The sequence below is a fragment of the Burkholderia sp. KL41 genome, from assembly GCF_057005415.2.
Genome location: NZ_CM174446.1, coordinates 1850000 through 1876394, shown reverse-complemented (window position 1 = coordinate 1876394; position 26395 = coordinate 1850000). Strand labels below are relative to the sequence as shown.

Sequence of the window (26395 nt, the reverse complement as noted above, 5' to 3'; positions counted from 1 at the left end):
CGCCGGAAAACCGGCGCCTTGTTTCATCGCTTCACCTGCGCGCGGCTGCGCTCGTTAGCGCGTGGCCGGCAACCGCGGCAGGCATCGCGCGAGCTGCGCCGGGCTGACGGGCATGCGGCAGGCACCTCGCTGCATCGCGGCGTTCGGCTTCGCTACCAGCATGCGTGACGCCGCCTTGCGCGACGAAGCCCGCACCCGCAATGCGTCGGCGCCCGGGCTCGCCGGCTGCAACGCGCGCAGGGTCGCCGCATCGATGTGCACTTGCCAGAACTGCGGCCGATAGTCGGGATCGCCGTCGCGATAACCCTGCCCCGTGATGGTCTGCCCGTCGGGGCTCACACCGATCACGTTGGTCAGGTTCAGCGTTCCGACCGACAGGCCGGCCGCTTCGAGCAACGCAACGAGGCTGCGCATGCCGCTTTGCGGCGTCCACACGAAGACGCGCTCGACACCGGTTTGCCCGTTGCTCGATGTGCCGATGACGACCCGCCCGTCCGTGCTGATCGCTTGCGCGTAGCTGCTGTCGTCGCCGTCGAGAAAACCGAGCCGCTGGATGCTGTCGCCGCCGTTCGTCCACAGCACGGCCTCCGAGTCGACCCGTTGTCCATCCGGCGTGACCACCAGGGTGCCAAGCGCGCCGGCGATCGTCCGTTCGTCTTCGGTCACACCACGGGCCTGATCCATTCTCGCCACGCCCGCGTTGATCGTCGGCAATAGTCGTTCACCGATTCGTTCTGTCCAAAGGAGCGCACGCGAGCCATACACGCCGTCGACATTGCCGGCGAACCCCGCTGCTGCATTCCCGGACGAGGTCATCGACAGGAGCTGCACGACATAGTCGCCGCCGGGTGGCAGCTGGCGGAAACCCCTCGGCTGGTCCCACATGAACCGTGCATTCGAGACGCCTATCGTCGAAAAGCGGCCCGCCATCCTCGTGCCGCCGAGGTTCGCGACTTCGACCGATGCGCCCCAGCCCGCCGTATCCGGAACGAGTTTCTGTGTGCGACCGTCGCCAGGCCATCGCACCGCCCATCGATCGAGGTTGCTGCTTTCCGCCTGGCGCGCACTGATCGAGCCGCCGATCACCTGCCCGTCGCCCGACACCGTCTGTGCCATCGAGTCATAGGCGTTCGCCGGCGCCGCCAGCCGCTGCCAGCCCGTCGCAGCCGACCACGAGAAGGCCATCGAGTTACCGGGCCGCGCGTCGCTCCAGTAGGAACCGACGATCGTCTTGCCGTCCGCGCTGACGGCATTCCCGTTGTACTGCATGTCGCGCGGCCCGCCCAGGTCGCCGATCACGGTCAGCGAATAACCACCCGCCGATACCGTCTGTGCGTGAGCCGCGCCCACCGTCGAAGCAACGAACAGTGTCGCTGCCATGGTGCCCTTCAGATGCATTTCCATCTCCCCCGGAAAAAGACGCTCGGCCATCGGCCCGCCTTGCACGGCAGATATCCGCTCGGGCCGCGCTCGCGTGCGTCAGTAGATAAACAACCGAATCGTCGCCGCGCCGTTGAACGGACCGATCTTCGGCGGCCCGAACGCCTTCAGAACGGCATCAAGCGTCACGCTCTGGTAGTTCACGCTTCCCGGCATCTGGGCGAGCACGAACTGTTGGTTGAACGCAATCGCCTTGCCGTTTCTGTCCTCGATGCCGATGCCGAAATTGCTCTTCGGGTCCGGCACGAGCAGCCCGTTCTGCACCGTCTGCGATGTCTCGAAGTAGCCGTCCACGCGCACCGGCACGTTGCATTGCTTGGTCAGCGCGAGACTGAACGACTTGCGCGGCACCGCTGGCAAGAAACCGCTGCCCGTGGCCTGAACCTGGCCGAACTTCACGATGCCGGGTTCAGGCGTGACCTTCACATCGACGAGACAAGGCGTCGGTTTCAGTTTCTGCAGGCCGCTCAGCTTGTAGCGAAAGCTCGGATTGATGTAGTTCAGACCGCCCCTGCCATCGAACTGGAACACCGCATAGATGTCGGATGGCGGCTGCGACCAGTTGCCGCGCTTGCGCACCACGACCTGATAGGTGATGCTCAGCGGAAACTTCTCGCAACGCCCGGCCTTGACCTCCGCGTCGCTCAACGTACATTCCTCCACATAGGTTTTCGTCTGTACGCCATCTCCGGGCTGACTGCTGCGGCCGAAGTAATCTTGACCAAGATAGCGAATGCCGATTTCGAGACCCCACGCAGCCGGGGTCTGCTTTTCAGGGTTCGCATAGAAATAGATCCATTCACCGTACGTCTTCTCTCTGCCGCCGAGATCCTTGTAGCAGTATCCCGTCGTCGTGCGCGGCGGCGACACCCAGATCACGTACCCATCCGGCGCATCGGTCGGATACGACGCAACATTGCCGATCGCTTCCGTCAGCGACACACCGCCGTTGTTTGCGATGCAGCGCACTGCCCACGCCGGCTGCGCCAGCGCAAAGAACAGTCCGAGCACACACCACCTGAGCCACATCGGCGTTCGCAATGCGATCCCGTTTCGTCGCAGGCTGCTCATTTCTTCACGCTCTTGCAAGCACCGGCCTCACACGCATACTCGACCGCCACCTGGCCGCCGTAATCGTCGATGTGCGTGACGAACAGCGTCGCCGGCGTCGCGGCCTTGAACGGCACGTCGGCCGTGCTCATCGGGCTGACCATCACCGGCTCCAGCGGCACGTGCGTCTTCTGCGCACCCGCCGCCACGTCGACGATCGTGATGTGATACGGCGTCGGATTGTCGAACACGAGCTTGTGCGCGGCCGCATCGACGCGCAACGTCATCGGCAGCGTCCAGTCCTCGTCGCGCGCGGGCTGCACGGCCTTCGGCCGGTAGAACAGCTTCATCTGCGTATGCAGCGCGATCTGCAGCGTGTTCGGTGTATCGGTCTTCGGCGGCACTTCGCGGATGTTCAGGTAGAACACCGATTCGCGATCGGCCGGCAGCTCGGTGCCCGGCAGCTTCGCGATCCGCAGCACGTTGCGCTCGTTCGCCTCGACGCGCTGCAGCGGCGGCACGACCATCAGCGGCGACGTGATCTTGTTGCCCTTCGCGTCCTCGAGCCACGACTGCACGAGATACGGGTAGGTCGTGCTCTTGTTGGTGATCGTGACGACCGCCGCCTGTTCGCCTTCGTTGAAGATCACGCGCGTGCGATCGGGCACGATCGCCGCCTGCGCGGCGCCCGCGAGGAGCGCACCGGCGGTCGCGAGCACGCACCATGCGCGTCGCGGAAAGGAAAGGGAGAAGGAGTTTTTCATCGCTGGATCCGTGAATTCATCGTTCGACCCGTGCGGCCGCTGCATGCGACTCGCCGGGCGTCTGGCACGTCACCGGAATCGGCGTGCCTTCGAGTTGGAGCTGGTTCGGCAGCGTGTCGATCGTGCAGAGCGTGCGTTCGCCCGCGCGCACCGCCAGCGTGGATTTCGGTTGAACCTGGGTCAGGAACGCCGCGCCGCCCTCGCCGACGATGCCGAGTTCCTTGCCGTTCGCCATGTCCTGCACCGATGCGCCGAACGGCAGCGGCTTGCCGACCGGGTCGGTCAGTGTCAGGTACAGGTTGCTGCCGCGCGCGGCGGAGAACTTCACGAAGCCGATCGCGCCGTCGGTCAGCACCATGCGCTGGATCGGGTTCGACACCTGCACCTCGAGCGGCAGCTTCTCGACGTTGACCGTCGCGTCGTAGACGTTGTACGGCGAGATGCCGTCGAGCACCGTATAACCGCGCGAATCGGTATGCGAGAGCGTGCCGGACAGCGGCACGTCGGGCACGCCGTCGGTCGACACCAGCAACCGCGTGTCGCCCGCGTTGCCGTTCGCGTGCGCCGCGACGCCGTATTGCGTCGCGACAAACGAACCGTCGACTTCGAGCGACGCGGCCGCATACGCATTGGCGAGCGTCGACGCCTGCGCGGTCAGCTGATACGCCGACGAGCGCTGGCGGTAGCTCGCGTTCGCCGACGCCCGTCCGTCGGTCGCGCCCGCGTTGACCTGGTAGGTGCGGCCATCCGGATCGTCGTAGATATAGCCGGCGTTCACGCTCGTGCTGCCGCTGCCCGTCGTCAGGTTCGACGTGACGGTGTGGCGGCCGCCGATCGGCAGCGTCGCGGTAACCGAGACCTGGTTGCCGCTCGCGCCGGCGCTCTGCGTGCGGAAGGCCGATACGCTCACGTTCAGGTTGCGCAGCGTGCCGATCGAGAACGCGCGCGTCAGCGTGAGGCCGACGCGCTGCTCGTTCGCACGTTCCCAGTAGGTCGTCTGGTCGTACGAGAAATAAGTCGACGTGTCGCCGAAACGCTTCGACAGCGTCGCCGAGTAGCGCTGCTTGCTGTTGGCGAGGCCGTACGCGGTCGGGTCGCCCGAGAACTGCGCGAAGTTCGTGTATTCGCGCTCGGAGAAGCGATAACCGAAGAAACGCACGTCGGCATCGAGCCCGTCGAAGTGCTTCGAATAGTTGATGCGGTACGAGTTGCCGTTGCGCGTCGCGCCGTTCCACCACAGGCGTGCCCGCGCATGCGTGACGTCGGCCGACAGCGCGCCGAACGCGCCGAAGTCGCGGCCCACGCCGAGCGCGATCGACGTGTAGCCCGACGCGGCGATGAAACCGCCATACGCGGTGACGTCGAACGGCAGGCCGTAGGCGATTTCACCGAAGCCGAAGAACGGCGTGATGCCGGCGCCGCCAAAGAGCCGCGGCTTGCCGACGGCGGCCTTGTAGCGCAGTTGCCCGGCGCGCGCGAGGAACGGCACGGCGGCCGTCGTCACCTGGAAGCGCTGCACGCTGCCGTCCTCTTCCTCGACTGCAACGTCGAGCGTGCCCTGCACGCTCGTATTGATGTTCTGCAGCGCGAAGGCGCCCGGCGACACGCGCGTCACGTACAACACGCGGCCCGCCTGGGACACGGTCACGGTCGCGTTGGTGCGCGCGACGCCCGAGATCAGCGGCGCATAGCCGCGCAGCGAAGGCGGCAGCATGCGGTCGTCGCTGCGGATCGACGCGCCCGTCAGCGCGAACGTGTCGAAAATGTCGGACGTCAGGTAGTCGTCGCCGAACGTCACCGTCGACTGGATCGACGGCAGCGCGCGAAATGCATAAAGCCGGCTGAAGCGGAACGTGCGGTCCGCGTAGGCCGTATTGCCCACGTTCGATTGCGCCTGGTAGTCGCCGCGAAAGCGCCATGCATCCCAGTTCGCGCCAACCGTCCCGTAGGCCTGGATCGAATTCGTTTGCCCGCCGCCCGTGCCGAAGTTGCGGTTCGTGTTCGCGATCACGCGATAGTCGAGCATCGCGCCGGGAATCCCTTCCGACCAGCGCTCCGGCGGCAGGTAGGTCGTATCGCTGAACTCGAGCGCAGCCTGCGGAATCGTGATCTTGAGCCGCCCGTCGCTTTTCAGGTAGCGCACGGTCGCCCCCTCGATCGCGCCGAGGTCGACGCAACGTCCGCCCTGGAAGCGCGGCAGGTCCTTCGCGAGCGACGGTTTCAGCCCGAACTGCGCGACGAGTTCCGGGCGCAGGCACGGTTTGCCCGCTCCCGACGCGTCGACGGCGATGAACTCGATCGCCTGCAGCCCGTAGAACAGGTCGTTGACCTGTACGTCGAGCATGTACTCGCCGGGCAGCGTGAAGTCCGCCTGCGAGAACTGCGACAGATCGACGTTGTTCGAGCCGTCGATGTTCAGGAACGACGAATTGAATTCCGTCGCATGGCTCTGGCTGCCGACAACCAGCACGGAGACGCAAAGGAAGGAATGTCTGATTCGCACGCGGCGCTACCGGAAGTCCAACGAAGGGGGAAATGAGGAAAAACGAACGAGGAAGGGTGCGCGCACCCTTCCCCGGTACGGCGGCTTACTGGTAGCGGACGGTGAAGTTCGCCACGCCTTCGGCGGTACCCGGCGTCACGCCGGCTGCGGTCGCTTCGTACATGGCCGCGAAGCGTGCGACGTTCGTGCCGTTTTGCAGCACGGTCGGTGCCTTCTGCTCGGCGCCGTTGTCGAGGTATTCGCCCGACGCTGCCTGCAGGCGGATGCCGACGTTGGTTGCCGAACCGATCGTGGCGAGCAGCTTCGGCTGGCCCGCGCTCGACGTGCCCGTGAACGTGAAGTACGCGTTCTGCGCGACGCTCGTGTCGCAGTCGGTCAGCTTGATGTCGAAGTTGGTCGGCGTGGACTTGTCGCCAGCCTGCTTGAACACGTTGGTCGGCACCTTGCCGAGGTTCACGGTCTGGTTGACCGAGCCCGAATCGATGCCGCATGCGCCCGCGACGATCTCGCCCGTGAAGTTGATCGTGCCGGTGCCCGCTGCGAAGGCCGAGGTCGACAGGGCCGCGAGTGCGACAGCGGTCAGGATGGATTTTTTCATGACGTTTCCCGAAAGGACTGCAAATGGAATAGATGACGTGGCGGACACAAACGGCAGCGTGTGGTGGCTCCCGTCCGTCACGAGGCGGCATTATCGAGATAATCATGAAAGTTTTCTGTAAATCATTGTCAAATGCATCTGACAATGTCCGATTCACCCCTCCAAGCCCGCACTATTTCCTGTCAATTTTCAATCCGGAAATTTTTATCCGCAGTCCTTTTTTATTTTTTGGAAGCAATTGAAGATTAAGGAAATTTTCGATCGACAACCGAATCCACCCCGCTCACCCTTGCCAGCATTGGCTCTGGCAAATCATCCGCGAAAAGGACAAAACATTGTCCAGAGCCGCCATCGTTGCCCGACGACAACGCCAATATCAAATCATTTTCAACAAACAGGAAATTAACCGGCGATTCAATCAATACAATTTTTTCGCGCAAACGATTGCGACATGAATACAAACGTTTTACCGCGACACTTTGCCGCCCTCATTATTTCCGATATATGATTAATTCGTTCTTCAATTCCGGATTGCAAATCGCACGCATCAGCGGCCGCCGGAACCCGATATCGGAACCTCATCGCATGGGAGAAAGAAGTCAAAATGACCCGCACACGTTTGCGCGGAATTGCGACACGAGCGGTCGCAAGACGACGGCTGTTCCGGCACGCGCACGCACGCGTTGCCGCAGGATGAAAAACGTCCCGGCCGGCCTGTCGATGGGGAAAGATATCGCTGGAACCAGCGGTATGGATCGAGGGAAGCGGCGGCAGCACGTCGAAACGTACCGCCGCCGTCATGCCGCCCGACGCGCTGCGGCGTCAGGCGGCGGGCATTACGCGGAAGCCGCGGCCTCCGCCGACGCCGGCGACCAGCCGCCGCCGAGCGCGCGGTACAGCGCGATCGCATTCGCGAGCCTGAGCTGCTTGAGCCTGATCAGTTCCTGCCCCGACTCGTACGTGCTGCGCTGCGCGTCGAGGAGTTCGAGATACGTCGCGACGCCGCCCGCGTAGCGGCGCTCCGCGAGCTTCAGCCGCGCGCCGTCGGCCGCATACACGTCCTGCTGCGCGGCAAGCTGGCGATCGATCCAGTCGCGCGCGGCGAATGCGTCGGCCACTTCGCGGAACGCGGTTTGCACCGTCTTCTCGTAATCGGCAACCGCGATGTGCTTGCGCGCGTTCGCGACGTCGAGGTTCGCGCGGTTGCGTCCGCCCGCGAAGATCGGCAACGTGATGCGCGGCGCGAACGTCCATACGCTGGTGCCGCCGGCAAACAGGCTCGAGAACGCATCGCTGACCGAGCCGTAGTCGCTCGTCAGCGTGATGCGTGGAAAGAACGCCGCGCGCGCGGCGCCGATCTGCGCGTTGGCGGCCTTGAGCCGCGCTTCCGCCTGCCGGATGTCCGGCCGCCGTTCGAGCAGCGCACTCGGTGCGCCGGGCGCCACGGGCGCGATCGACAGCGTGTCGAGCGCGGTCGTGTCGCCCGGCACGTTGCGCGCGAAGTCGCCCGCGAGCAACTGCAGCGCCCGCACCGACTGCGCATGCTCGCGCTGCAGCGCGGCCTGCGATGCGCGCGCGGATGCCACCAGCATCTCGGCCGAGCGCAGCTCGATCGCGTCGCTCGTGCCGGCCGCATAACGACGCTGCGTGAGCGCGGCCATGCGTTCGCGCGCGTCCAGCGTGCGCTGCGCCAGCGCGAGCTGCTCGTGCAGCGAGCGCTCCGACACGTACGCGCCCGCCACGTCGGCGATCACGCCGATGCGCACCGTGCGTTGCGCGTCGGCCGTCGCGAAATACTCGGCGAGCGCCGCGTCGGACAGGCTGCGCACACGGCCGAACAGATCGAGCTCGTACGCGCTGACGCCGACGCCCGCACGATACAGCCCGCTGATCGCGCTTTCGCGCACGACCGGGTCGTACTGGCGCGCACGCTCATAACCCAGATTCGCATCGACCGACGGCATCAGATCCGCGCGCTGCACGCCGTACAGTGCGCGCGCTTCCTCGAGCCGGCCGGCGGCGACCCGCAGGTCGCGGTTATTTGCGAGCGCCGCGTCGATCCACGCCTGCAGCGCGGCATCGGTGAAGTACGTGCGCCAGTCGTCGAGCAGCGCGGCATCGGCGGGCGATGCCGCCGCCGCGGGCGCGGCACTGCCGTCGACCGGCGCATAGGTCGCCGGCACGGGCGCCGCCGGCCGCTCGTAACGCGGTGCGAGCGTGCAGCCGGCCAGCGCGAGCGCGGCGGCCAGCGCAACCTGAACCCGCAGCGCTGCCTGTGCATTCAGCGCAAACATCATTGAGAACCCTCCATCGCCGCCGGCTGCGCTCCGCCGCGCCGGCGCGGGCCGACGTCGAACAGGCGGCCGACGATCACGAAAAACAGCGGAACGAGGAACACCGCGAGCACGGTCGCCGTGATCACGCCGCCGAGCACGCCGGTGCCGATCGCCATCTGCGCGCCGGACGCGGCGCCTGACGCGAACGCGAGCGGCAGCACGCCGACGCCGAACGCGAGCGACGTCATCACGATCGGCCGCAGCCGCAGGCGCGCGGCCTCGAGCGCGGCGTCGACGAGCGACATGCGCTGCGCGACCAGGTCCTTCGCGACTTCGACGATCAGGATCGCGTTCTTCGCGGACAATCCGATCGTCGCGATCAGTCCCACCTTGAAGTAGATGTCGTTCGGCATCATCCGCAGCGTGACGCCGAGCACCGCGCCGATCACGCCGAGCGGCACGACCAGCATCACCGCGAACGGAATCGACCAGCTCTCGTAGAGCGCCGCGAGCGCGAGGAACACGACGAGCACCGACAGCGCGAACAGCATCGGCGCCTGCGCGCCCGACAGCCGCTCCTCGAACGACTGCCCCGACCACGCATAGCCGGTGCCGGCCGGCAGCTTCGCCGCGAGTTGCTCGATCGCGGCCATCGCCTCGCCGCTGCTGTGGCCCTGCGCGGCCGAGCCGTTGATCGTGAACGACGGAAAGCCGTTGTAGCGCGTGAGCTGCGGCGGCCCGAGCGTCCAGTGGAGCGTCGTGAACGCCGCGAGCGGCACCATCTCGCCATGCGAGTTGCGCACGCGCAGCTTCTTCACGTCGTCCGGATCGAGCCGGTGCAGCCCGTCGGCCTGCATGATCACGCGCCGCACCTGCGTGCCGTGCATGAAGTCGCCGATATAGTCGGAGCCGAACATCACCGCGAGCGTCGTGTTGATCTCATCCATGGACACGCCGAGCGCGGACGCCTTCGCGCGATCGATGTCGAGCTTCAGCTGCGGCGCGTCCTGCGTGCCGGCGAACATCAGGTCGGTCAACGCGGGATCCTTGCGGCCCGCCCCGAGCAGTTGCTCGCGCGCGGCGCTGAACGTCGCGTAGTCGAGCCCGCCGCGGTTCTGCAGCCGGAAGTCGAAACCGCTCGACGAGCCGAGATCGGGCAGCGCCGGCGAGTTCATCGCGAACACCGTCGTGTTCGGCGTGCCCGCGAAGCGCTCGTTGATGTGCGCGACGATCGCCTGCACGTGCGCGTCTGCGGCCTTGCGCTCCTTCCAGTTCTTCAGCGTGACGAAGATCATCCCGCCGTTCGGCCCTTCGCCGTACAGGTTGAAGCCGCCGAGCGCGAACGTATACGCGGCCGGCTCGTCATGGCGGATGTACGACTCGACTTCCCGCACGCTCTGCATCGTTTCCGCGAGCGGCGTGCCTTGCGGCCGGATCACCATCACCATGAAGTTGCCCTGGTCCTCGTCCGGCAGGAACGCGGTCGGCAGTTGCGTGAGCATCAGCCCCGCGGCCGCGGTCAGCGCGCCGTACACGACGAGCCAGCGCACCGGCTTCTTCAGCATCTTGCCCACGCGCGTCGCGTAGCGCTGCGTCGAACGCGCGACGAAGCGGTTGAACCAGCCGAAGAAGCCGCGCTTCTCGTGATGTTCGCCGGACACGGGCCTGAGCAGCGTCGCGCACAGTGCGGGCGTGAGCGACAGCGCAAGGAAGGCCGAGAAACCGATCGACACCGCGAGCGACAGCGCGAACTGCCGGTAGATGTTGCCCACCGCGCCGCCGAAGAACGCCATCGGCACGAACACCGACGTCAGCACCACGGTGATCCCGACGATCGCGCCGCTGATCTGCTTCATCGCCTTGACGGTCGCGTCGTACGGCCCGAGCCCCTCCTCGACCATCAGCCGCTCGACGTTCTCGACCACGACGATCGCGTCGTCGACGAGGATGCCGATCGCGAGCACCATCCCGAACATCGTCAGCACGTTGATCGAGAAGCCGGCCGCATACATCACGCCGAACGTGCCCGCGAGCGCGACCGGCACGACGAGCGTCGGGATCAGCGTCGCGCGCAGGTTCTGCATGAACAGGAACATCACGAGGAACACGAGCACGCCGGCCTCGATCAGCGTCGTGACGACCTTGTTCATCGACACGCGCACGAACGACGACGTTTCGTACGGGATCTGGTACTTCACGCCCGGCGGGAAATACGCGGACAGCTCGTCCATCGTCGCGCGCACGCGCTTCTCGGTGGATACCGCGTTCGAGCCCGGCGCGAGCTTGATGCCCATCCCGGTCGCGACCTTGCCGTTCACGTACGACGGGTAGTTGTAGTCGTTGCCGCCGAACTCGACGCGCGCGACGTCGCGCAGATACAGCGCGGAGCCGTCGGCCTGCGTGCGCAGCGCGATCGCGCCGAACTCGGCCGGCGTCTTCAGCGGCGCATCGGCGAATACCGTCGCCGCGATCGGTGCGCTGGCCGGCACCGCGGTGCGGCCAATGTCGCCGATCGTCACGCGTGCGTTGTGCGCGCGCACCGCCGACGCGATATCCGACGCGGTGAGGCCGTGCCCGGCCATCTTCACCGGGTCGGGCCAGATCCGCATCGCATATTCGGCGCCCCAGAACTGCACCCGGCCGACGCCGTCGACACGGCGCAGCGCCTGCACGACGTTCGCCGACGCATATTCGCCGAGCTGCACGTCGGTCATCCGCCCGTCGTCGGATGTCAGCGACACCACGAGCTGGATGTTGTCGGCGGCCTTCTCGACCTGGATGCCGTCGCGCCGCACCGGTTCCGGCAGCCGCGCATCGACCGTCTTCAGCCGGTTCTGCACTTCGACGGCCGCGAGATCGGCGTTGACGCCCTGCTTGAACGTCAGGTACAGCGACGCCGCGCCGGCGCTGCTCGTCGCGGACGTATACATCAGCCCCGGCGCGCCGTTCATTTCGCGCTCGATCAGCGCGGTCACCGATTCCTCGACGACCTGCGCGGATGCGCCCGGGTACGTCGCATAGATGCTGACGACGGGTGGCGCGATGTCCGGGTACTGCGCAACGGGCAGCGAGCGGATCGCGAATGCGCCGCCCAGCATGATGAAGATTGCGATCACCCACGCGAAGACGGGGCGATCGATGAAGAAACGTGCCATGGTGGTGTGGTGTTAACCGGTCAGGTTTGACGGGCGGCCGCCTGCGAAGCGGCCGCTGCCGGCGCCGCTTTCGACGGCGGCGCCTTCTCGACGGGCTTGACGGCCGTATCGGGCGTGAACTGCGCGGCATCGTCGACGATCACGCGCTCGCCGCCCGCGAGGCCGCGCGTGATGCGCCAGTCGTGGCCGCTCATCTGGTCGGCGGCGACCTCGACGTCCTTGACCTTGCCGTTCGTGCCGACCACGCGCACCGACGTGCGGTCCGCCGTGCGCAGCAGCGCATCGCGCGGCACGAGGATCGCCCGCTGGTCGACCGCCGTGTCGAGCGCGATCCGCACGTACGCGCCCGGCAGCAGTTCGCGCTCCGGATTCGGGAACAGCGCGCGCATCGCGACGGTGTCGGTGGTCGGATCGACCGCGAGATCGCTGAACAGCAGCTTGCCCTTCAGCGGATACGCGGTGCCGTCGGCACGCAGCAGCGTCACCGTGATGTCGTGCTGCGCGATACCCGTCGCGCGCCCGCTCTTCACCGCCCGGCGCAACGCGTCGACGTCGGCGGCCGGCTGCGAGAAGTTCACGTAGATCGGGTCGAGCTGCTCGACGGTCGTGAGCGGTGTCGCCTGGTCCTGGCCGACGAGCGCGCCTTCGGTCACGAGCGCGCGCCGTGCGCGGCCCGCGATCGGCGCGGTGACCGTTGCATAGTCGAGCTGCAACTGCGCCCGTGCGAGTTCCGCCTTCGCGGACGCAACGTCGGCCTTCGCCTGCGTGTCGCCGGCAACGGCCTCGGTGTGGTCGCGCTCGCTCACCGCGCGATCGCGCACGAGATCGTCGTAACGGCGGCGCTTGTCGCTCGCCGCGAGCGCGGCGGCCTGCGCCTTCGCGAGCGCTCCTTGCGCGGCGTCGCGCGCGGCCTTCAGCGGCGCGGGATCGATGCGGAACAGCACCGCGCCCTGCTTCACTTCCTGGCCTTCCTCGTAGGTGCGTGCGGTCACGATGCCCGCGACCCGCGCGCGCACTTCCGCCTGCCGGTATGCATCGAGCCGGCCCGGCAATTCGACGGTCATCGGCACGGCCGTCGGGCGCACCGTCACGACCGTCGCCTGTTTCGCGGCCTCCGGCGCGGTGTCCTTGTCGCCCTTTCCACATCCGGCCAGGGCCAGCACGGCCGCCAGCGCGAACGGCGCCAGCCGGTGGCGCAACAGGGAGCGATTGTTATTCATATGTGACCTCGGATCGTTCGCCGCCGATACAATGCGGCGGCTCAGGGTGGCCGATTATAATCAGTCACGATTGATTAAATACACGCCGCTTCAATCTGACCGTCACACTGTCTCAATAAAACGACAGCGAACTGTAAGGAATTTCAGGACATGGCCCGCAAGACCCGCGAAGAATCGCTCGCCATCAAGCACCGGATCCTCGACGCCGCCGAACTCGTGCTGCTCGAGAAAGGCGTCGCGCAAACCGCGATGGCGGATCTCGCCGAGGCCGCCGGGATGTCGCGCGGCGCCGTCTACGGCCACTACCGCAACAAGATGGAAGTGTGTCTCGCGATGTGCGACCGCGCGTTCGCGCGCACGTCGGAAGGCTTCGACGCGGGCGACGGGCTGCCGCCGCTCGCCACGCTGCGGCGCGCCGCCTCGCACTATCTGCAGGAATGCGGCGAGCCGGGCCCGATGCAGCGCGTGCTCGTGATCCTCTATACGAAGTGCGAGCAGAGCGAGGAAAACGGCGCGCTGCAGCGGCGCCGCATGCTGCTCGAACTGCAGATGCTGCGGATCACGAAGGCGCTGCTGCGCCGCGCGATCGCGGCCGGTGAACTCGCCGCCGATCTCGACGTGCATCTGGCCGCCGTCTATCTCGTGTCGCTGCTCGAAGGCGTGTTCGCGTCGATGATCTGGACCAACCGGCTGCGCGGCAACCTGTGGAACGACGCCGAGGCCATGCTCGACGCCGGCTTCGACACCGTGCGCACGTCCGACGCGTTGCGCGGCCGCGCGCACAAATTGCCGGACTGACGAAATTTGTCGTAATAAATGCTGATTTAGCCCGATTTACCGCACTACGAAACGAATGAGCTGACCCTCTTTAAAATTTTTAACGTTGTGCGGAACACCGGTAGACTGGCGCTGTCATCTTTCTTTAGCGTCTTCGTGATAACCGGGTTCGACCCGGTATGCACGCCGCCGTTCGAAGCGGGCCCGCCCCGCGCGTTGGGTCGAACGGAAACGACACAGGCCCCTGGCGGGGCCTGTTTTGTTGCACGCCCGCCGCCCGCCCCCGTCGCTGCCCGACGGATGTGCCGCCGGCGGCCCCTGCCCACACCCCTTTGAACCGCTTTCCTGGATGTGGACACCTTGGTCAAGTCTGCCGCTACCCCTGATGCTTTCGCGCCCGGCCGCGCGCAGCGCGTCGTGCGCGCGCTCGTGCCGGCCGCCGTGCTCGGCGCCCTCGCCGCACTCGGCCTCGCCGCGCTGCCGGCCGTGTCGCAACTGCCGGGCGCCGTCGACTCGGGCACGGCCGCGCTGCCGCAGCGCGTGCTGTCCGACACGCCGTTTCCCACCGCGCAGCATTTCGTGACGAGCGAGCTCGCCCGCACGATCGGCGAGCGCAACGATTCCGACGAACACAACGACCGCAGCCAGCAGCCGGGCCTGTTCGCGCCGCTCAGCGCACACCGCAACGACATGCTCGGTTATGCGAACCTGTTCCAGTTCGCGGCCCCCGAAAATCGGCACGGCATGCGCGCGGGCGACATCGAGCTCACGCTGTCCGACACGCTGAACCGTCTCGACGTGCCGCCCGAGGTGCGCATCCAGCTCGGCGATCTCGTCAGCGGCAAGGTCGCGATGCGCGCGAGCGCGCAGCGCGGCGACTACTACCGCGTCGCGTTCGATACGAGCGACGGCACGCCGCGCCTTACCGCGCTCGAGCTGCGCGTCGCCGGCCGCACGTTCGGCGCGATCTGGTTCCGCGCGCCGGGCGCCGAGCACGGCGCGTACTACGCGCTCGACGGCTCGCCGCTCGAAGCCGCCGCATTCACGATGCCGGTCAAATGGACGCGCATCAGCTCGTTCTTCGGCGAGCGCATCCATCCGCTGTCGCAGGCGATGGCGTTCCACACGGGCGTCGATCTCGCCGCGCCGACCGGCACGCCCGTCGACGCGGCGGCCGACGGCGTCGTGTCGTTCGTCGGCACCGATCCGGGCGGCTACGGCCGCTACGTGATCGTCGATCACGCCGACGGTTACTCGACCTACTACGCGCACCTGTCGGCGTTCGCGCACGGTCTCAAGACGGGCGAAACCGTGAAGCAGGGCCAGCGCATCGGCTCGGTCGGGATGACCGGCGCCGCGACGGGCCCGCACCTGCACTTCGAGGTGCGGGTCGCGAACAATCCGGTCGACCCGCTCGTCACGCTCGCGAGCGCGCAGACGGCGCTGTCCGACATGCAGCTCACCGCATTCCGCCAGGAAGCGGCGCAATGGCGCTTCCGTCTCGCGTCGATCAATACGGCGCCGTTCGCGTTCGCGCAGAACGACGGGCCGCTGTGGGGCGATTTCGCGACCGACACGTCGACGCTGCGCGCAGTCTTCAATTCGCACTACGCCGCGTCGTAACGCACAGGCCGCCCGCCGTCGCTCGACGAACAGCGGTGCGCGGCCGTCCCTCCCCCTTTCTTGTGCGGACTGCCCGCCGGGCCCGACCAGCCCGCCGCGCTGTCCGCCGCGAAGATTCCCCGACACTGCCGCCTCACCGGCACGTCGATGCGGCCGCGGCTCGCCGTTACCGCGCCGGTTCCGTGTACTCGACCGCCGCCGCCGCGGCGCGTTGCGCGCGCGGGCGGCGTGACAACAGCCAGCGTGCCGCGCCGTCGAGCGACGTACACAGCACCAGGTAGATCAGCGCGACGAACAGGAAGATCGGCGCCGGATACACCATCAGCCGGTTGTTCACCTGCGTCGCGACGAACGACAGTTCCGGCACGCCGACGATATAGGCGAGCGACGTGTCCTTCACGAGCGCGACCCACTGGTTGACGAACGACGGCGTCATGATCCGGATCGCCTGCGGCAGCAGCACGTGGCGCACCGTCTGCCAGCGCGTGAGACCGAGCGACAGCCCGGCCTGCCATTGGCCGTCGCCGGCCGCGACGATGCCCGCATGCACCGCGTGCGCGAGATACGCGCCGCCGATCAGCGCGAGCGCGCACACGACCGTCGCGAGCCCCGGCACGTCCATGTGCAGCAGCACGGGCATCAGGAAGTAGGTCCAGAAAATCAGCATCAGCACGGGAATCGCGCGGAAGAAGCCGATGAACGCGAGCAGCAGCACGCGCGCAGGGCCGCGCGCGAGCGCCATGGCAACGCCGAGCGCGATGCCGAGCACGGCCGATGCAACGGCCGACGCGATCGCGAGCAGCAGCGACAGCGCGGCACCGCCGAGCGGCCCCTCCGGGAACGCGCCGACGAGCAGGTACGGCAGATTGGCGAGCAGCAGCGAGAAATCCATGGTCAGCGCCCCGCTCCCAGCCGGTCGCGCCATTGCGTCGCCGCATACGCGCCCGCTTCGATCGCGGCCACCGCCGCGACGTACAGCACGGTCGCCACGCCGAATGCGGCGAAAGTCTTGAACGTTTCGGTCTCGACCTGCCGCGATGCATACGACAGCTCGGCCACGCCGATCGCCATCGCGAGCGACGAGTTCTTCACGAGATTCATGTACTGGCCGAACAGCGGCGGCAACGCGATGCGCACGGCCTGCGGCAGCACCACGTAGCGCAGCGACTGCATCGGCGTGAGGCCGAGCGCGGCCGCCGCATCGTGCTGTGCGCGCCGCACACCGCGCAGGCCGGCTTCGCATTCCTCCGCGACGAACGCGGCCGTATATGCGCTCAGCCCGACCCAGCCCGCGACGAATTCGAACGACGGCCATGCGAGCGTGAACGGGCCCATGCTCAACGCATGGCGCGCATTCAGCCATGCGACCCACGTGTCGGGCAGCAGCGACGCGACGCCGAAATACCAGAACAGCAACTGCACGAGCAGCGGCGTGTTGCGGAACGTGACGACGTACGCGGCGGCCACCGCGCGCGGTGCCATGCCGCGCGCATGCCGCATGACCGCGAGCAGCAGACCGCCGGCGGTCGCGGCGACGGCCGACGCGGCCGCGAGACCGAGCGTCAGCAGGAAGCCCTGCCAGAGCCAGGACAGATATTTGGGAGCCAACCCGAGCATGCTGTGTTGCGGGCGCGAAGCGCGCGATCGGAAGAAAACGGAAAGCGCCGCGAGGCCGATGATCCGGCCGGTCGCGGCGCGCGTGCGATGCTGATCAGGTCTTGTCGCCGATCCGGAAGATGCGCGTGAGCGGCGTCTTCGTCGTCGGCCCGAACCATGCGTCGTAGATCTGCACGGCGCGGCCGTTCGCCTCGAGCCCCTTCAGCGTGTCGTTGACGAAGCCGAGCAGGCGCGTCTCGCCTTTCGGCACGCCGACGCCCATGTAGTCGTTCGAGATCGTGAACGCCGGGATCTCGTAGTTCTGCTTGTCCGGCACGTTCGCGAGCAGGCCGATCAGCTTCGGGCCGTCCTGCGTGATCGCCTGCACGTTGCCGGCGCGCAGCGCGGCGAACGCGAACGGCGTGTCGTCGTACGCAACGATCGTCGCCTTCGGGAATTTCTCGCGCAGCGTGATTTCGTTGGTCGTGCCCTTGTCGGCGCCGACGCGCAGCCCGTTCAGCTGGTCGGCCGATTTCAGCACGCCCTTCTTCGCGAGAAACTGCTGGCCCGACGAGAAATACGGGATGCTGAAGTCGACCTGCTTCGCGCGCTCGTCGGTGATCGTGAAGTTCGCGAGCACGAGATCGACCTTGCCGGACGTCAGGAACGGAATGCGGTTCGCGGGGTTGGTCGGCTGGAGCTGCAGCTTCACGCCGAGCTTGTCGGCGAGTGCCTTCGCATAGTCGACGTCGAGACCGACGATGTGATTGCTTTTGCCGTCGACATAGCCGAACGGCGGGTTGCTGTCGAACGTCGCGACGCGCAGCACGCCGGCCTTCTTGATATCGTCGAGACGGTCCGCATGCGCGACGGTGCCTGCGGTAATGAGCGCAGCCCCGACGAGCCACGTAGCGAGAGTGTGGATTTTCATGAGCACGACCTGATTTGTTATGAAGGCCGCCGCGGATCGCGCGGCGGCCCGGTTCGAAGAACATCGCGACGGAGTGTGTCGTCGCGAAGCCGCTAACGTAGCAGCGCGTGCGGCGAATCCGAACCAACAAATGGTGCTTTGCTCAGCGGGTTTCGTGATGAGGCGCGGCGCGCGGCGTGAGATGCGGCACGCAAAAAAAGACGCCCGCTGCACGCAGCGGGCGCGAATCCCAGTCAAGGAGGTGTCACACGAACTACGGGTTCAGATTGCGGAAATCGCACGCGATAGACAACGAATCGATTTCCATATCGATATGCCGTGGCGCGCTTACGCTGCCCGTCCCTGCGTCGAGCAACGCATTCCGTCGCCCACCGCGCCGAAGGCGCGCGCGGCGATCCGGTTCACCGCGCATCGCGACGCATGAGAGGCGTGATGCCGCCGATGCATCGGCGCGTGCGGCGAATCCGGACCGACAGATCGACACATGGCGGGTTGCGTCTGCGCATATGGCGCGATGAAGGCCGTCGCACGCATCTCCGCTGCACAGGTGCCGTGCCGGGGCCGTTACGGAAACGTGAACGTGAACTCCGCCGCGCCGCCCGCGTAGCCGGCCCTGAGTTCGGTATCGGTGCCGGTCCGGATGTACTGCGCGCTCAACGGCATTACGGCGGTGTCGCCGACGCGCTTCATCGGATACTGCTTCGCGCTGTCCGGTTCATCGTAGCTGATCCGCTCGCCAGTCAGGCCGTTCGACATCACGATGTTGAAGCCGCGGGCGGTCGCCTGCCCTTCGGGCGCGCTGAGTTGCAGCAGCGTCTTGTCCGCATTCGGCTGGACGGCCTTGTCGCGGAAGCTGATCGTCGGTTTCGCCGCCGCCGCGCACCGGCTGAGCGTGATGTTGAAATCGACCGGCTGCGACGTTGCATGCAGGCTCGGGAACTGACCGAGCGACGCTCTGCCGAGATTGACCGGCACGATCATGTTCGACTCGACTTCGCATTGTTTCGGCACAGGAATGCCCCCGCCGCCGCCGATCGTCAGGTTGCCGACACCGGTATAGCTAATCGACTGCTTGCACATGTTCCAAGGAAGCGGAGGGGTCAAGATCACGTTGCTGCCGAGCGACGCGGCGTCTTCCGGCAACGTATACGCGTACAACGTGATGCGTGGCGTCCCGAGCAGGTCGTTCACGACGATCTCGCCCTCCGGCAACGAGGTCGCCGCCTTGGTCAGCATGAGGTGCTGTTCGAAATAGACCATGATCGTGTCGCCGACGGACGTCCCGCCCCCCTCCACGCGATTGATCGCCGACTTCGCGACCGCGGTCGGATAGACACCCTGCACCAGCTTGCGCGATTCGCCGTCGCTGTCGACACCCGACCAGCGCAACGCGATGCCGTCCACGTTCGTCCGCGCGAGGCCGTCGGTAACGACCGTCCCCACCTCCCAGTGCCCGGCAGTCACCAGCTCGTACGCGTAGGGCCCCTGAGGCCCGTACCTGTACGACACCATGAGCGACACCATGCGCTGATAGAGCACGGCGCCGACCGGTGTGCTGTTCGTCAGGCGCGTGACCTGCCTCCAGCTCGTCGCCTGGACGTTGCTGAACGTGCAATCGACGGCCGTCGTCCCCGCCGTTGCCGCATTGACATGGCATGCGCACGCCGCGCACACGGCCGCCCTGAACAAGCGCGCGGGCGTGCGCCCCCATCGACATACGCGCCGCAGTATCGTTGTCATGCTGTCTCCCGTTGAAGCGGCGACGGGCGTCGCATCGCCCGTCGCCGAATGCCTTACTGCTCGATCACACCGAGGTTGACGCCCGCGATCTTTTGCTGGGCGGCGGCACCAACCGCATGGCTCCACCGGAACGTGCCGCGATTGACGCCGACGAGGCCGCCGTAAACCTGCCGCCACGACGAATAGCCGCTGTTGTTGACGCGACCGCTTGCCGCCGAGCTCTCGACCAGCCCCGCGTTCAGCCCGACCAGGCCACCGAGCGTTGCCTGGCAGCCGCCGCCGACCGTGCCCGACGCCGACGAGCCGAAGATCTCGCCGAGGTTGTCGCCGACGAGCCCACCCACGACGCTCGACGTGCCACCTTGAACGTTGCCCGTCGCCGATGCGACGGCGAGCGTGCCCGACGTTGCGTTGGTACCGGCAAAGCCGCCCACCGACGCATACATGCCGGCGGATACGTCGCCGCTCGCATCGTTGTCGGCCAGTACGCTCTCGTTGTAGCCGGCGAAGCCGCCCGTCTTGCTGTAGTTGCCGCCGGTCGTCTTGCCACGCGCGACCGAATGCGCGATCGTCCCGTTGACATGGCTGCCGACGAAGCCGCCGACGGCGCCCTGCCCGCCGGATACCGTGCCGTGTGCCTGTGCGTCGTCAATCAGCGCATCGCGGCCCTGGTTGATGCCGACAAAACCGCCCGTTGCGCCGGACGACGCGCTGGTGACCGCGCCCAGCGCCTTGCTCTTGACCACGGAGCCCTGGTTCAGCCCGGCGAACCCGCCGATGGCTTGCGCGGACCTGCCGTCGACCACACCGCTTGCAGTCGAATCGGAAATCTCGCCGGTGTTGAAGCCGACAAAACCGCCCGCCGTACCGGCCGTGCCGCCCGTCGTGCGTCCGGAGGCGCTGCCCTGCACGACCCCGTTGGCCAGGTTCGCGCCGACCAGGCCGCCGACGTTGACGCCCGACAAGCCATTGGCGGATGTCGAGCCGAGGCTCGTGCCGTTGCGAATCGTACCGTCGCGGTTCAGGCCGACGAGGCCACCCAGCGATGCGACGTTCGACGCGCCGCCCGACACGGTGGCGTTCGCCGTGCCGTCGGATATCGTTGCCACCGGCTGTCCGGCCATCGACGCCTGCTCGCCGACGAGACCACCCGCGGCGTAGGTCATGCCGTTGCCTTCCACCCTGCCGGTAAACGACGATTGCGCCACGCTGCCGCGGTTGATGCCGACGAGACCGCCGAGCACGTTGCTGCGGCTCGCACCGGCTCGCACCTGCGTGTTGTCCGACACGACGACGTTCGCGATCTCGCCGCGATTCTCGCCAGCCACCGCACCGATCGCGACCGGTCCCGGGCCTGTGGCCGCACCGACGCTCGACGATTTCAGCACGAGGTTCGCGATGCGGCCCGTATTGAGGCCGAACAGGCCCGCATAGGGGCTGCCGCTCGTAATCGACAGCCTGCTGACCGAATGACCGAGGCCGTCGAACGCACCGGAGAACGGCGTGTCGGCGCCGATCGTCTGGAACGTGGTGTTGTAATAGCCGCCGGCGATGTCGTTGCCGAGCACGTACAGGCCGCCCAGGTTCGCGTTGATCGCCTGCAACTGTGCGAGGTTCTGGATCACGGTATGGAGAAAGCCGTTCGACTCGAATCCCGCGCCCGCACCGGACAGCGTGACGGATGCGCTGTTGCCGAGCGAATACGTGCCAACGTAATCGAGCTTGAAACGGGCGTTCGCGCCGGTCAGCGCGACCGGCGCGTTGATCTGCGCGCCTTGTGCCGCGTCGATGGCCACCCCGGCGTTCGCACCCGTTGCACGTAGCGCGCCGTTCACCGCGACGCCGCCCTGCCGGCTCGTCAGCGTCAGCTGATTGCCGGTTGCCCAGTTCACCGGGCCGTCGACCGACAGCTTGCCCTGCTCGGCGACGAGTTCGATATCCGTCATCCCCAGGTTGCGCGACAGCGTATCGGCGACGATCGTCCCCTGCCGGCTCGCACCCGGCGTGACCGACAGGTCGGGCGACGCAATGCGCCACACACCGTTACGTCCGTTGGTGGCACGGGTATCGACCGTCGCGCCGAGCGCGACCTTCACGTCCGCGCCGCGCGTGTCGATCGTGCCGCCGTTGCCGGGGGTCGTCGCACTGGCGTTCAGTGTGCCGGCGACGTTGACCGTCCCTGCGTCATGACCGTCCAGCGAGATCCGCCCGGCGGAATTCCTGAGCGTGCGCGCCTCGATGGCGCCCTGGTTGTTCACCACCGTCTGCAACAGCGCATTGGCGGTGCGCGCGCTCATCAGCACCTGTCCGCCATCGGCCTTGAGCAGACGTTCGTTGCTGGCCAGCGCATCGACCGCACGCTCGTCGACCTGCAGGTTGAGCAGCTTGCTGCCGTCGAAGTTCAGCGTGACGGCGTCGCCCGCGGCAAGCGCCACGGTGCCCATCTGGGCCTGGACGACGCCACGGTTCACGACCTGCGCGCCAAGCAACGCAATGGCGCCGCCTTCGGCCGCGACGAGGTTGCCGTTGTTCTGTATGTTGCCGATCGACCGGCCGGAGAACCGGTAATTCCCGGCGGCGAAATCGGCATTCTTGATGTCGAGCGTCGAGGCCACGAGGCCGCCGACGTTGACCTGCGCACCGCGGCCGAACACGACCCCGTTCGGGTTGACGAGGAACACGCGGCCGTTCGCGTCGATGCTGCCGTGAATCGCACTGCCTTGCTGCCCCACGACCCGGTTCAGCGCGATCGACGACGCGGACGGATGGTTGAACGTGACGCGCTGCCCCGCATCGACGTTGAACGACGACCATTCGGTGAGCAGCTTGTCGCTGTGCTGGTTGATCGACATCTGCCGGCCGTTGTCGTAACGCAGGATGTCGGCAGTCCCCGACACGACGTTCTCGCCGACCGGCAACGCATGCGCGGCGCTCATCGCACTGCCGGCAACACATGCGACGGCCAGCGTCCTCCTGGTGCGTGTCGATGCCTTGCCTCGGCGACGCGCGCGTTCACCCGCAACCTGCCACACCCCCTGCCCGCTGTTCCACACCAGAGCGTAGGTTTTATTCATTGTCGATTTGCCTCGTAATGATTGAATCCCTGCCGATATCCCCGGCAGGACGGGTATTGCACGGTTTGCCGGGGTACCGGCGATCAATGCGCATCGAGCCGCCCCCGGTGCTCGTGCGACTGGCCGCCGTCGTCGACCGCGTCAAAGAGGATGTCGTCCACCGGCGGGCCGGACCGCGCATCGAGCGGAATCTCGGTGCGACCGAACGGCTCGACGTCGACCGCGCCGCCGGCCAGCACGACGGGCCGCCCTTGCACGACGACCCGCGTCAGCGTCACGTAGTACGGCGTCGGGTTGACCGACACGAGGACGGAATGCGCCTGCGCGTCCGCCACCGTCCACCTCAGACGATCCGGTGCGTCGCGTGGATCGCCATCGATGCCGCGCGGCCGGTACAGCAGCTTCATGCGCAATCGGTACGCGATGCGCAGCATGTTGTCGGCCTGCCCCGCAGGCGGAACTTCGAGCAGGTTGATCCAGAAGCGGGATTCGCGATCCGTTGCCAGTTCGCCGCCCATCGCACGCACCTGTATCGCCAGCGCCTGCTGCGGGTCGAGCCGCGCAAGCGGCGGCACGACGACGAAGGGCACACGAAGCCCGCCCGGATCGGCGTTCGCGTTGCCGTCGTCGAGCCAGATCTGAACCAGGATCGGCGTGCTGCCGAGATTGCGGGCGGCGATCGTCTGCGCACGCGCGCCGCCGGAATAAATGAAGCGCGTGCCGACGACCGACAGCGCTGCCGACGCCGGGAGGGAAACGATGGCCGGTACGAACGCGGCGGCCACGAGCAACGCCGCCCGGGCCACACGGGGCAGAATGTGCGCGCTGCGTGGCCTGGGCGGCCTGGGCGGCCTCCGGGTCGCGAGCGACACGAAATTGGGGAAAACGATGCGCATCGGACTACGGCCTCCCGGCCTGCGGCGGCAGTGACGCGGGCGAACGGCACACGCGCGTGAGCGTCACATAGCCCGTGCCCGCGCGTTGCTCCGCCGGCACCGAATAGTCGATCGCGCACTGCTGATCCTGTCGCTGCCCCCACTCGACCCGGATTCGGCCGTCCTGCTCGCCGCTGCGCACGAACAGGCGACTGCCCTGACCGACTGCCCCGAGCGGCGCACCCGTCCGTGCATCGAGCGCGCGCGCGGCGAACGGCAACGGACGGCCGTCCTCGGTAGTCGCGTCGATCAGCAGCGCGCGCGCCTTCACCGTATCGTATGAAAGCATCACGACCGAGCCCGCGCGGGGCGCGACGCTGCGTGAGACCGTCGTCATCTCGACGTCGTCCGCCACGTCCTTCGGATCGATGTCGATCCGGTTGAGCTGATAAGGGACGAGGCTCGGGACGATCGCATAGCCGAACCGGTTGACCCTGGCATCCGAATTGCCGACCGACGCGCCTTGCGCGTCCGGCGCGCGCACGACACCGACCGTCTCGCCCAGCGTCGGCCCGGGCGTCACGCCGCCCGGATGCACCACCAGCCCGCCCGACGCACTGAGCGACGCCTGCTGGTAGCCGCTGCCCATCCCGAAGTTGCCCGCGAGCGACGCCGTCGGCATCCGATAGCCGACGCCGACACTGCCCGACGACGCGCGGTTGCTGCCGTCGTAGGTCGCCGACAGCGAGTACGAGCCGTCGCCCTGTTCACCGAAGCGCCCGGACACGCCTGCCATTGCACTCGTGCCCGCGCTGCTGTCGTGCGTGACGAGCGTGTTGAACGTCGGTGCACGACGCGCGTTCCGGTCGAGGGGAATCGACACGCTCACACTCGCGAGCGTATTGCCTTCCGGGCGCCCGAACGACGACATGCCTGCAGACATGTTGCGCACCCGCTGAACCGACGCGCTCAGCGTCACGTCACGCCACTGCTTGCTGTAGCCGAGCGTGAAGCTGAGCGTCTGGCCGCGTCCCGCCCAATAACTGAGCGACGAGCCGTTCAGATAGACATTGCCGGCCTGCCCGATCTGCTGGCTGATGTTGAGATCGACGCGATTGCGCAACCGGGGAAACGCGTCGGCCGACAGCCCTTGGGCCGTCCTGCCGGCCAGTTGCAACGCATCGCTCAGGCCGAGATAACCTTTCGTCGAATAGCGATACGCGAGCAGCGAGAAGTTCGTGCCGCTGTTCGGCAAGTTCTTGCTGTACGACACGCGGATACTGGACCCGTTCATCCGCTCGGCACCGGCCGGCTGCGTGCGCGCGACCGTGACGTCGGCCGCGATGCCGCCGATCGGCGTATTGAACGCGATGCCCATCAGCGCCGACTGGTAGCGCCCGGTGAACGCGCCGCCGCCGTATGCCGTCACCAGGTTGTTGATCCCCCGCTGCACGGTGAACTGGCCGACATACTGCGCACCGCCGCCGGTACCTGAACCGAAATCGATCGCGCGGCCCGCCATCGCGCTGAATCGCGTGCTGCCCGGCCGCAGCAGTTGAACCGTCGTCGCGAACGGCACGATGAAACTATGCGCATCGCCGTTCGCTTCGGTCACCGTCACGCTCAGGTCGCCGCCGTAGCTCATGGCCTGCAGGTCGTCGATCTCGAACGGGCCCGGCGCAACCGTCGTCTCATGCACGAGATAGCCGCGCTGGCGGATCGTCACGCGCGCATTGGACTGTGCAACGCCGCGCACGACGGGCGCGTAGTAGCGCAGCGTATCGGGCAGCATCCGGTCGTCGCTCGAGATCTGGATGCCGCGAAACGCTACGGCGTCGAACAGATCGCCGCTCGTCGAGCTTTCCCCGACGAGCAACTGGGCCCGCCATGCAGGCAGATCCGTCTGCGCGTAGACGTTGCCGCGCTGGTAGCGCACGACACCGCGCTGCGACCAGGTGAAATTGCCCGTATGGCGAATCCGGAACGGCCCGGCGTTCGCTCCCATCGTCAGCCCCGTATAGAGCTGCGCGAACTCGTAGCCGCCGGCGCGCGTCGTAAACGCCATCGCGTTGTAGTTCACGAGTGCGGCCGGCACGCCGTTCGTCCAGGTCGACGGGTCGACGTAAGTGCTCCGGTTCGCGAGCCGCATGTAGAACTGCGGGACGACCAGATACAGCTTCTGTTCGTCCTGATCGAACGACAGCTCGGCCCCTGGAACATGGCGGGAGATCGGCTCGCAAAGCATCCCGTCGGGCATCGGTTCGGGCGGCGCATCGCGATCCTGGCCGCGCTCGCTGCGCGCCAGATCGACGCCCGCGCGCTGCAGCATCGCACGGTCGTAGCACGGCCGCACGCGGCCGTCGCCGGCGCGCCGGAACGAGATCTCTTCCACGCCGCGCCATTGCCCGTTGACGACGAAATCCACGCGCCGCTGCCCTTCCGTCAGCACGTTCGGACGCTCGTAGGGCGTCGTGTCGATCGGTGTGGCCCCGGCTCCGTGCATCAGCATCGATTCGTCGAAGCGGACCGTGTCGCCGGCCTGCGATACCGGCTCCGCCGCAGCCGGCGTGTCGCGGCCGGTGCCGTCGTGCGCCGGCGTCGCGATTTCCGCGGCCGCGCGCTCCACGAGCAGGCCCGCGCTTGCGACGGCGACCGCCACCGGCGTCAGTGCCGATGCGATCGCCTGCCGACGCGATCGCAGTCGGCAGCGCGGCGCCGGTACCGGGCCGCGCAAGGTAGGAATAGCCGAAAAGCTCTGCATGAGGAATTTCGT

Annotated in this window: 18 protein-coding genes; 3 read left to right on the top strand and 15 right to left on the bottom strand. The window is 67.1% G+C overall.

Annotation, left to right across the window (positions count from 1 at the left end; all coding sequences use genetic code 11):
* Positions 1-54 precede the first annotated feature (54 nt).
* The 8 genes from PQB87_RS08760 to PQB87_RS08725 form a co-directional block, all read right to left on the bottom strand.
* Positions 55-1380 carry a calcium-binding protein gene (locus PQB87_RS08760; protein ID WP_489242822.1) on the bottom strand — a complete coding sequence of 442 codons (1326 nt, stop codon included), beginning with the start codon at positions 1378-1380 and terminating at the stop codon, positions 55-57.
* 99 nt (positions 1381-1479) lie between these two features.
* The gene (locus PQB87_RS08755; RefSeq protein ID WP_059700182.1) at positions 1480-2511 is read right to left on the bottom strand and encodes a fimbrial protein; all 1032 of its coding nucleotides are present in this window, start codon (positions 2509-2511) and stop codon (positions 1480-1482) included.
* Positions 2508-3254 (bottom strand): fimbrial biogenesis chaperone, encoded by a 747-nt coding sequence (locus PQB87_RS08750; protein WP_059496201.1) that lies wholly within the window; start codon positions 3252-3254, stop codon positions 2508-2510. The genes PQB87_RS08755 and PQB87_RS08750 overlap by 4 nt, the downstream gene beginning before the upstream one ends.
* A 16-nt stretch (positions 3255-3270) precedes the next feature.
* Complete coding sequence (locus PQB87_RS08745) at positions 3271-5757, bottom strand: fimbria/pilus outer membrane usher protein (protein WP_456151821.1); 2487 nt, start codon at positions 5755-5757, stop codon at positions 3271-3273.
* A gap of 85 nt (positions 5758-5842) precedes the next feature.
* Complete coding sequence (locus PQB87_RS08740) at positions 5843-6355, bottom strand: fimbrial protein (protein WP_027787455.1); 513 nt, start codon at positions 6353-6355, stop codon at positions 5843-5845.
* An 836-nt stretch (positions 6356-7191) separates the two neighbouring features.
* A complete protein-coding gene (locus PQB87_RS08735; RefSeq protein ID WP_489242838.1) occupies positions 7192-8649 on the bottom strand; it encodes an efflux transporter outer membrane subunit in 1458 nt (485 codons plus the stop codon).
* On the bottom strand, positions 8649-11786 hold the full coding sequence (locus tag PQB87_RS08730; RefSeq protein WP_489242821.1) for a multidrug efflux RND transporter permease subunit: 3138 nt from the start codon (positions 11784-11786) through the stop codon (positions 8649-8651). Before PQB87_RS08730 ends, PQB87_RS08735 begins: the two co-directional genes overlap by 1 nt.
* A 20-nt stretch (positions 11787-11806) precedes the next feature.
* The gene (locus PQB87_RS08725) at positions 11807-13006 is read right to left on the bottom strand and encodes a MexX/AxyX family multidrug efflux RND transporter periplasmic adaptor subunit (RefSeq protein WP_489242820.1); all 1200 of its coding nucleotides are present in this window, start codon (positions 13004-13006) and stop codon (positions 11807-11809) included.
* A 150-nt stretch (positions 13007-13156) separates the two neighbouring features.
* Here PQB87_RS08725 and PQB87_RS08720 point away from each other — a divergent pair, with 150 nt between their 5' ends.
* A complete protein-coding gene (locus PQB87_RS08720) occupies positions 13157-13804 on the top strand; it encodes a TetR family transcriptional regulator (protein WP_059682682.1) in 648 nt (215 codons plus the stop codon).
* A 339-nt stretch (positions 13805-14143) separates the two neighbouring features.
* Positions 14144-15406, top strand: a complete 1263-nt coding sequence (locus PQB87_RS08715) for a M23 family metallopeptidase (protein ID WP_233343424.1) — start codon at positions 14144-14146, stop codon at positions 15404-15406.
* A 166-nt stretch (positions 15407-15572) separates the two neighbouring features.
* Here the strand turns inward: PQB87_RS08715 and PQB87_RS08710 are convergent, their stop codons facing one another.
* The 3 genes from PQB87_RS08710 to PQB87_RS08700 form a co-directional block, all read right to left on the bottom strand.
* On the bottom strand, positions 15573-16298 hold the full coding sequence (locus tag PQB87_RS08710) for an amino acid ABC transporter permease (RefSeq protein WP_233343425.1): 726 nt from the start codon (positions 16296-16298) through the stop codon (positions 15573-15575).
* A gap of 2 nt (positions 16299-16300) precedes the next feature.
* Positions 16301-17023, bottom strand: a complete 723-nt coding sequence (locus PQB87_RS08705; protein ID WP_153488264.1) for an amino acid ABC transporter permease — start codon at positions 17021-17023, stop codon at positions 16301-16303.
* 94 nt (positions 17024-17117) lie between these two features.
* A complete protein-coding gene (locus PQB87_RS08700; RefSeq protein WP_059682687.1) occupies positions 17118-17933 on the bottom strand; it encodes an ABC transporter substrate-binding protein in 816 nt (271 codons plus the stop codon).
* Between the two features lie 19 nt (positions 17934-17952).
* Between PQB87_RS08700 and PQB87_RS08695 the strand changes: the two genes are divergently transcribed.
* Positions 17953-18357, top strand: a complete 405-nt coding sequence (locus tag PQB87_RS08695) for a hypothetical protein (RefSeq protein ID WP_233343426.1) — start codon at positions 17953-17955, stop codon at positions 18355-18357.
* Between the two features lie 140 nt (positions 18358-18497).
* Here the strand turns inward: PQB87_RS08695 and PQB87_RS08690 are convergent, their stop codons facing one another.
* From PQB87_RS08690 to PQB87_RS08675, 4 genes are all read right to left on the bottom strand, one after another.
* Positions 18498-19673, bottom strand: a complete 1176-nt coding sequence (locus tag PQB87_RS08690) for a fimbrial protein (protein ID WP_111940136.1) — start codon at positions 19671-19673, stop codon at positions 18498-18500.
* 53 nt (positions 19674-19726) lie between these two features.
* Positions 19727-22747, bottom strand: coding sequence for a two-partner secretion domain-containing protein (locus PQB87_RS08685; RefSeq protein ID WP_489242819.1), 3021 nt, complete (start codon positions 22745-22747; stop codon positions 19727-19729).
* Between the two features lie 83 nt (positions 22748-22830).
* A complete protein-coding gene (locus PQB87_RS08680; protein ID WP_431207550.1) occupies positions 22831-23532 on the bottom strand; it encodes a fimbrial biogenesis chaperone in 702 nt (233 codons plus the stop codon).
* Between the two features lie 115 nt (positions 23533-23647).
* Positions 23648-26383, bottom strand: a complete 2736-nt coding sequence (locus tag PQB87_RS08675; RefSeq protein WP_489242818.1) for a fimbria/pilus outer membrane usher protein — start codon at positions 26381-26383, stop codon at positions 23648-23650.
* Between the last annotated feature and the right edge of the window lie 12 nt (positions 26384-26395).

What these genes read in the sequence shown, in the direction of transcription:
- PQB87_RS08760 (WP_489242822.1), bottom strand. Translation starts at nt 1,380, where the DNA reads ATGGCAGCGACACTGTTCGTTGCTTCGACGGTGGGCGCGGCTCACGCA.
- PQB87_RS08755 (WP_059700182.1), bottom strand. Translation starts at nt 2,511, where the DNA reads ATGAGCAGCCTGCGACGAAACGGGATCGCATTGCGAACGCCGATGTGG.
- PQB87_RS08750 (WP_059496201.1), bottom strand. Translation starts at nt 3,254, where the DNA reads ATGAAAAACTCCTTCTCCCTTTCCTTTCCGCGACGCGCATGGTGCGTG.
- PQB87_RS08740 (WP_027787455.1), bottom strand. Translation starts at nt 6,355, where the DNA reads ATGAAAAAATCCATCCTGACCGCTGTCGCACTCGCGGCCCTGTCGACC.
- PQB87_RS08735 (WP_489242838.1), bottom strand. Translation starts at nt 8,649, where the DNA reads ATGTTTGCGCTGAATGCACAGGCAGCGCTGCGGGTTCAGGTTGCGCTG.
- PQB87_RS08730 (WP_489242821.1), bottom strand. Translation starts at nt 11,786, where the DNA reads ATGGCACGTTTCTTCATCGATCGCCCCGTCTTCGCGTGGGTGATCGCA.
- PQB87_RS08725 (WP_489242820.1), bottom strand. Translation starts at nt 13,006, where the DNA reads ATGAATAACAATCGCTCCCTGTTGCGCCACCGGCTGGCGCCGTTCGCG.
- PQB87_RS08720 (WP_059682682.1), top strand. Translation starts at nt 13,157, where the DNA reads ATGGCCCGCAAGACCCGCGAAGAATCGCTCGCCATCAAGCACCGGATC.
- PQB87_RS08710 (WP_233343425.1), bottom strand. Translation starts at nt 16,298, where the DNA reads ATGGATTTCTCGCTGCTGCTCGCCAATCTGCCGTACCTGCTCGTCGGC.
- PQB87_RS08705 (WP_153488264.1), bottom strand. Translation starts at nt 17,023, where the DNA reads ATGCTCGGGTTGGCTCCCAAATATCTGTCCTGGCTCTGGCAGGGCTTC.
- PQB87_RS08700 (WP_059682687.1), bottom strand. Translation starts at nt 17,933, where the DNA reads ATGAAAATCCACACTCTCGCTACGTGGCTCGTCGGGGCTGCGCTCATT.
- PQB87_RS08695 (WP_233343426.1), top strand. Translation starts at nt 17,953, where the DNA reads ATGAAGGCCGCCGCGGATCGCGCGGCGGCCCGGTTCGAAGAACATCGC.
- PQB87_RS08690 (WP_111940136.1), bottom strand. Translation starts at nt 19,673, where the DNA reads ATGACAACGATACTGCGGCGCGTATGTCGATGGGGGCGCACGCCCGCG.
- PQB87_RS08685 (WP_489242819.1), bottom strand. Translation starts at nt 22,747, where the DNA reads ATGAATAAAACCTACGCTCTGGTGTGGAACAGCGGGCAGGGGGTGTGG.
- PQB87_RS08675 (WP_489242818.1), bottom strand. Translation starts at nt 26,383, where the DNA reads ATGCAGAGCTTTTCGGCTATTCCTACCTTGCGCGGCCCGGTACCGGCG.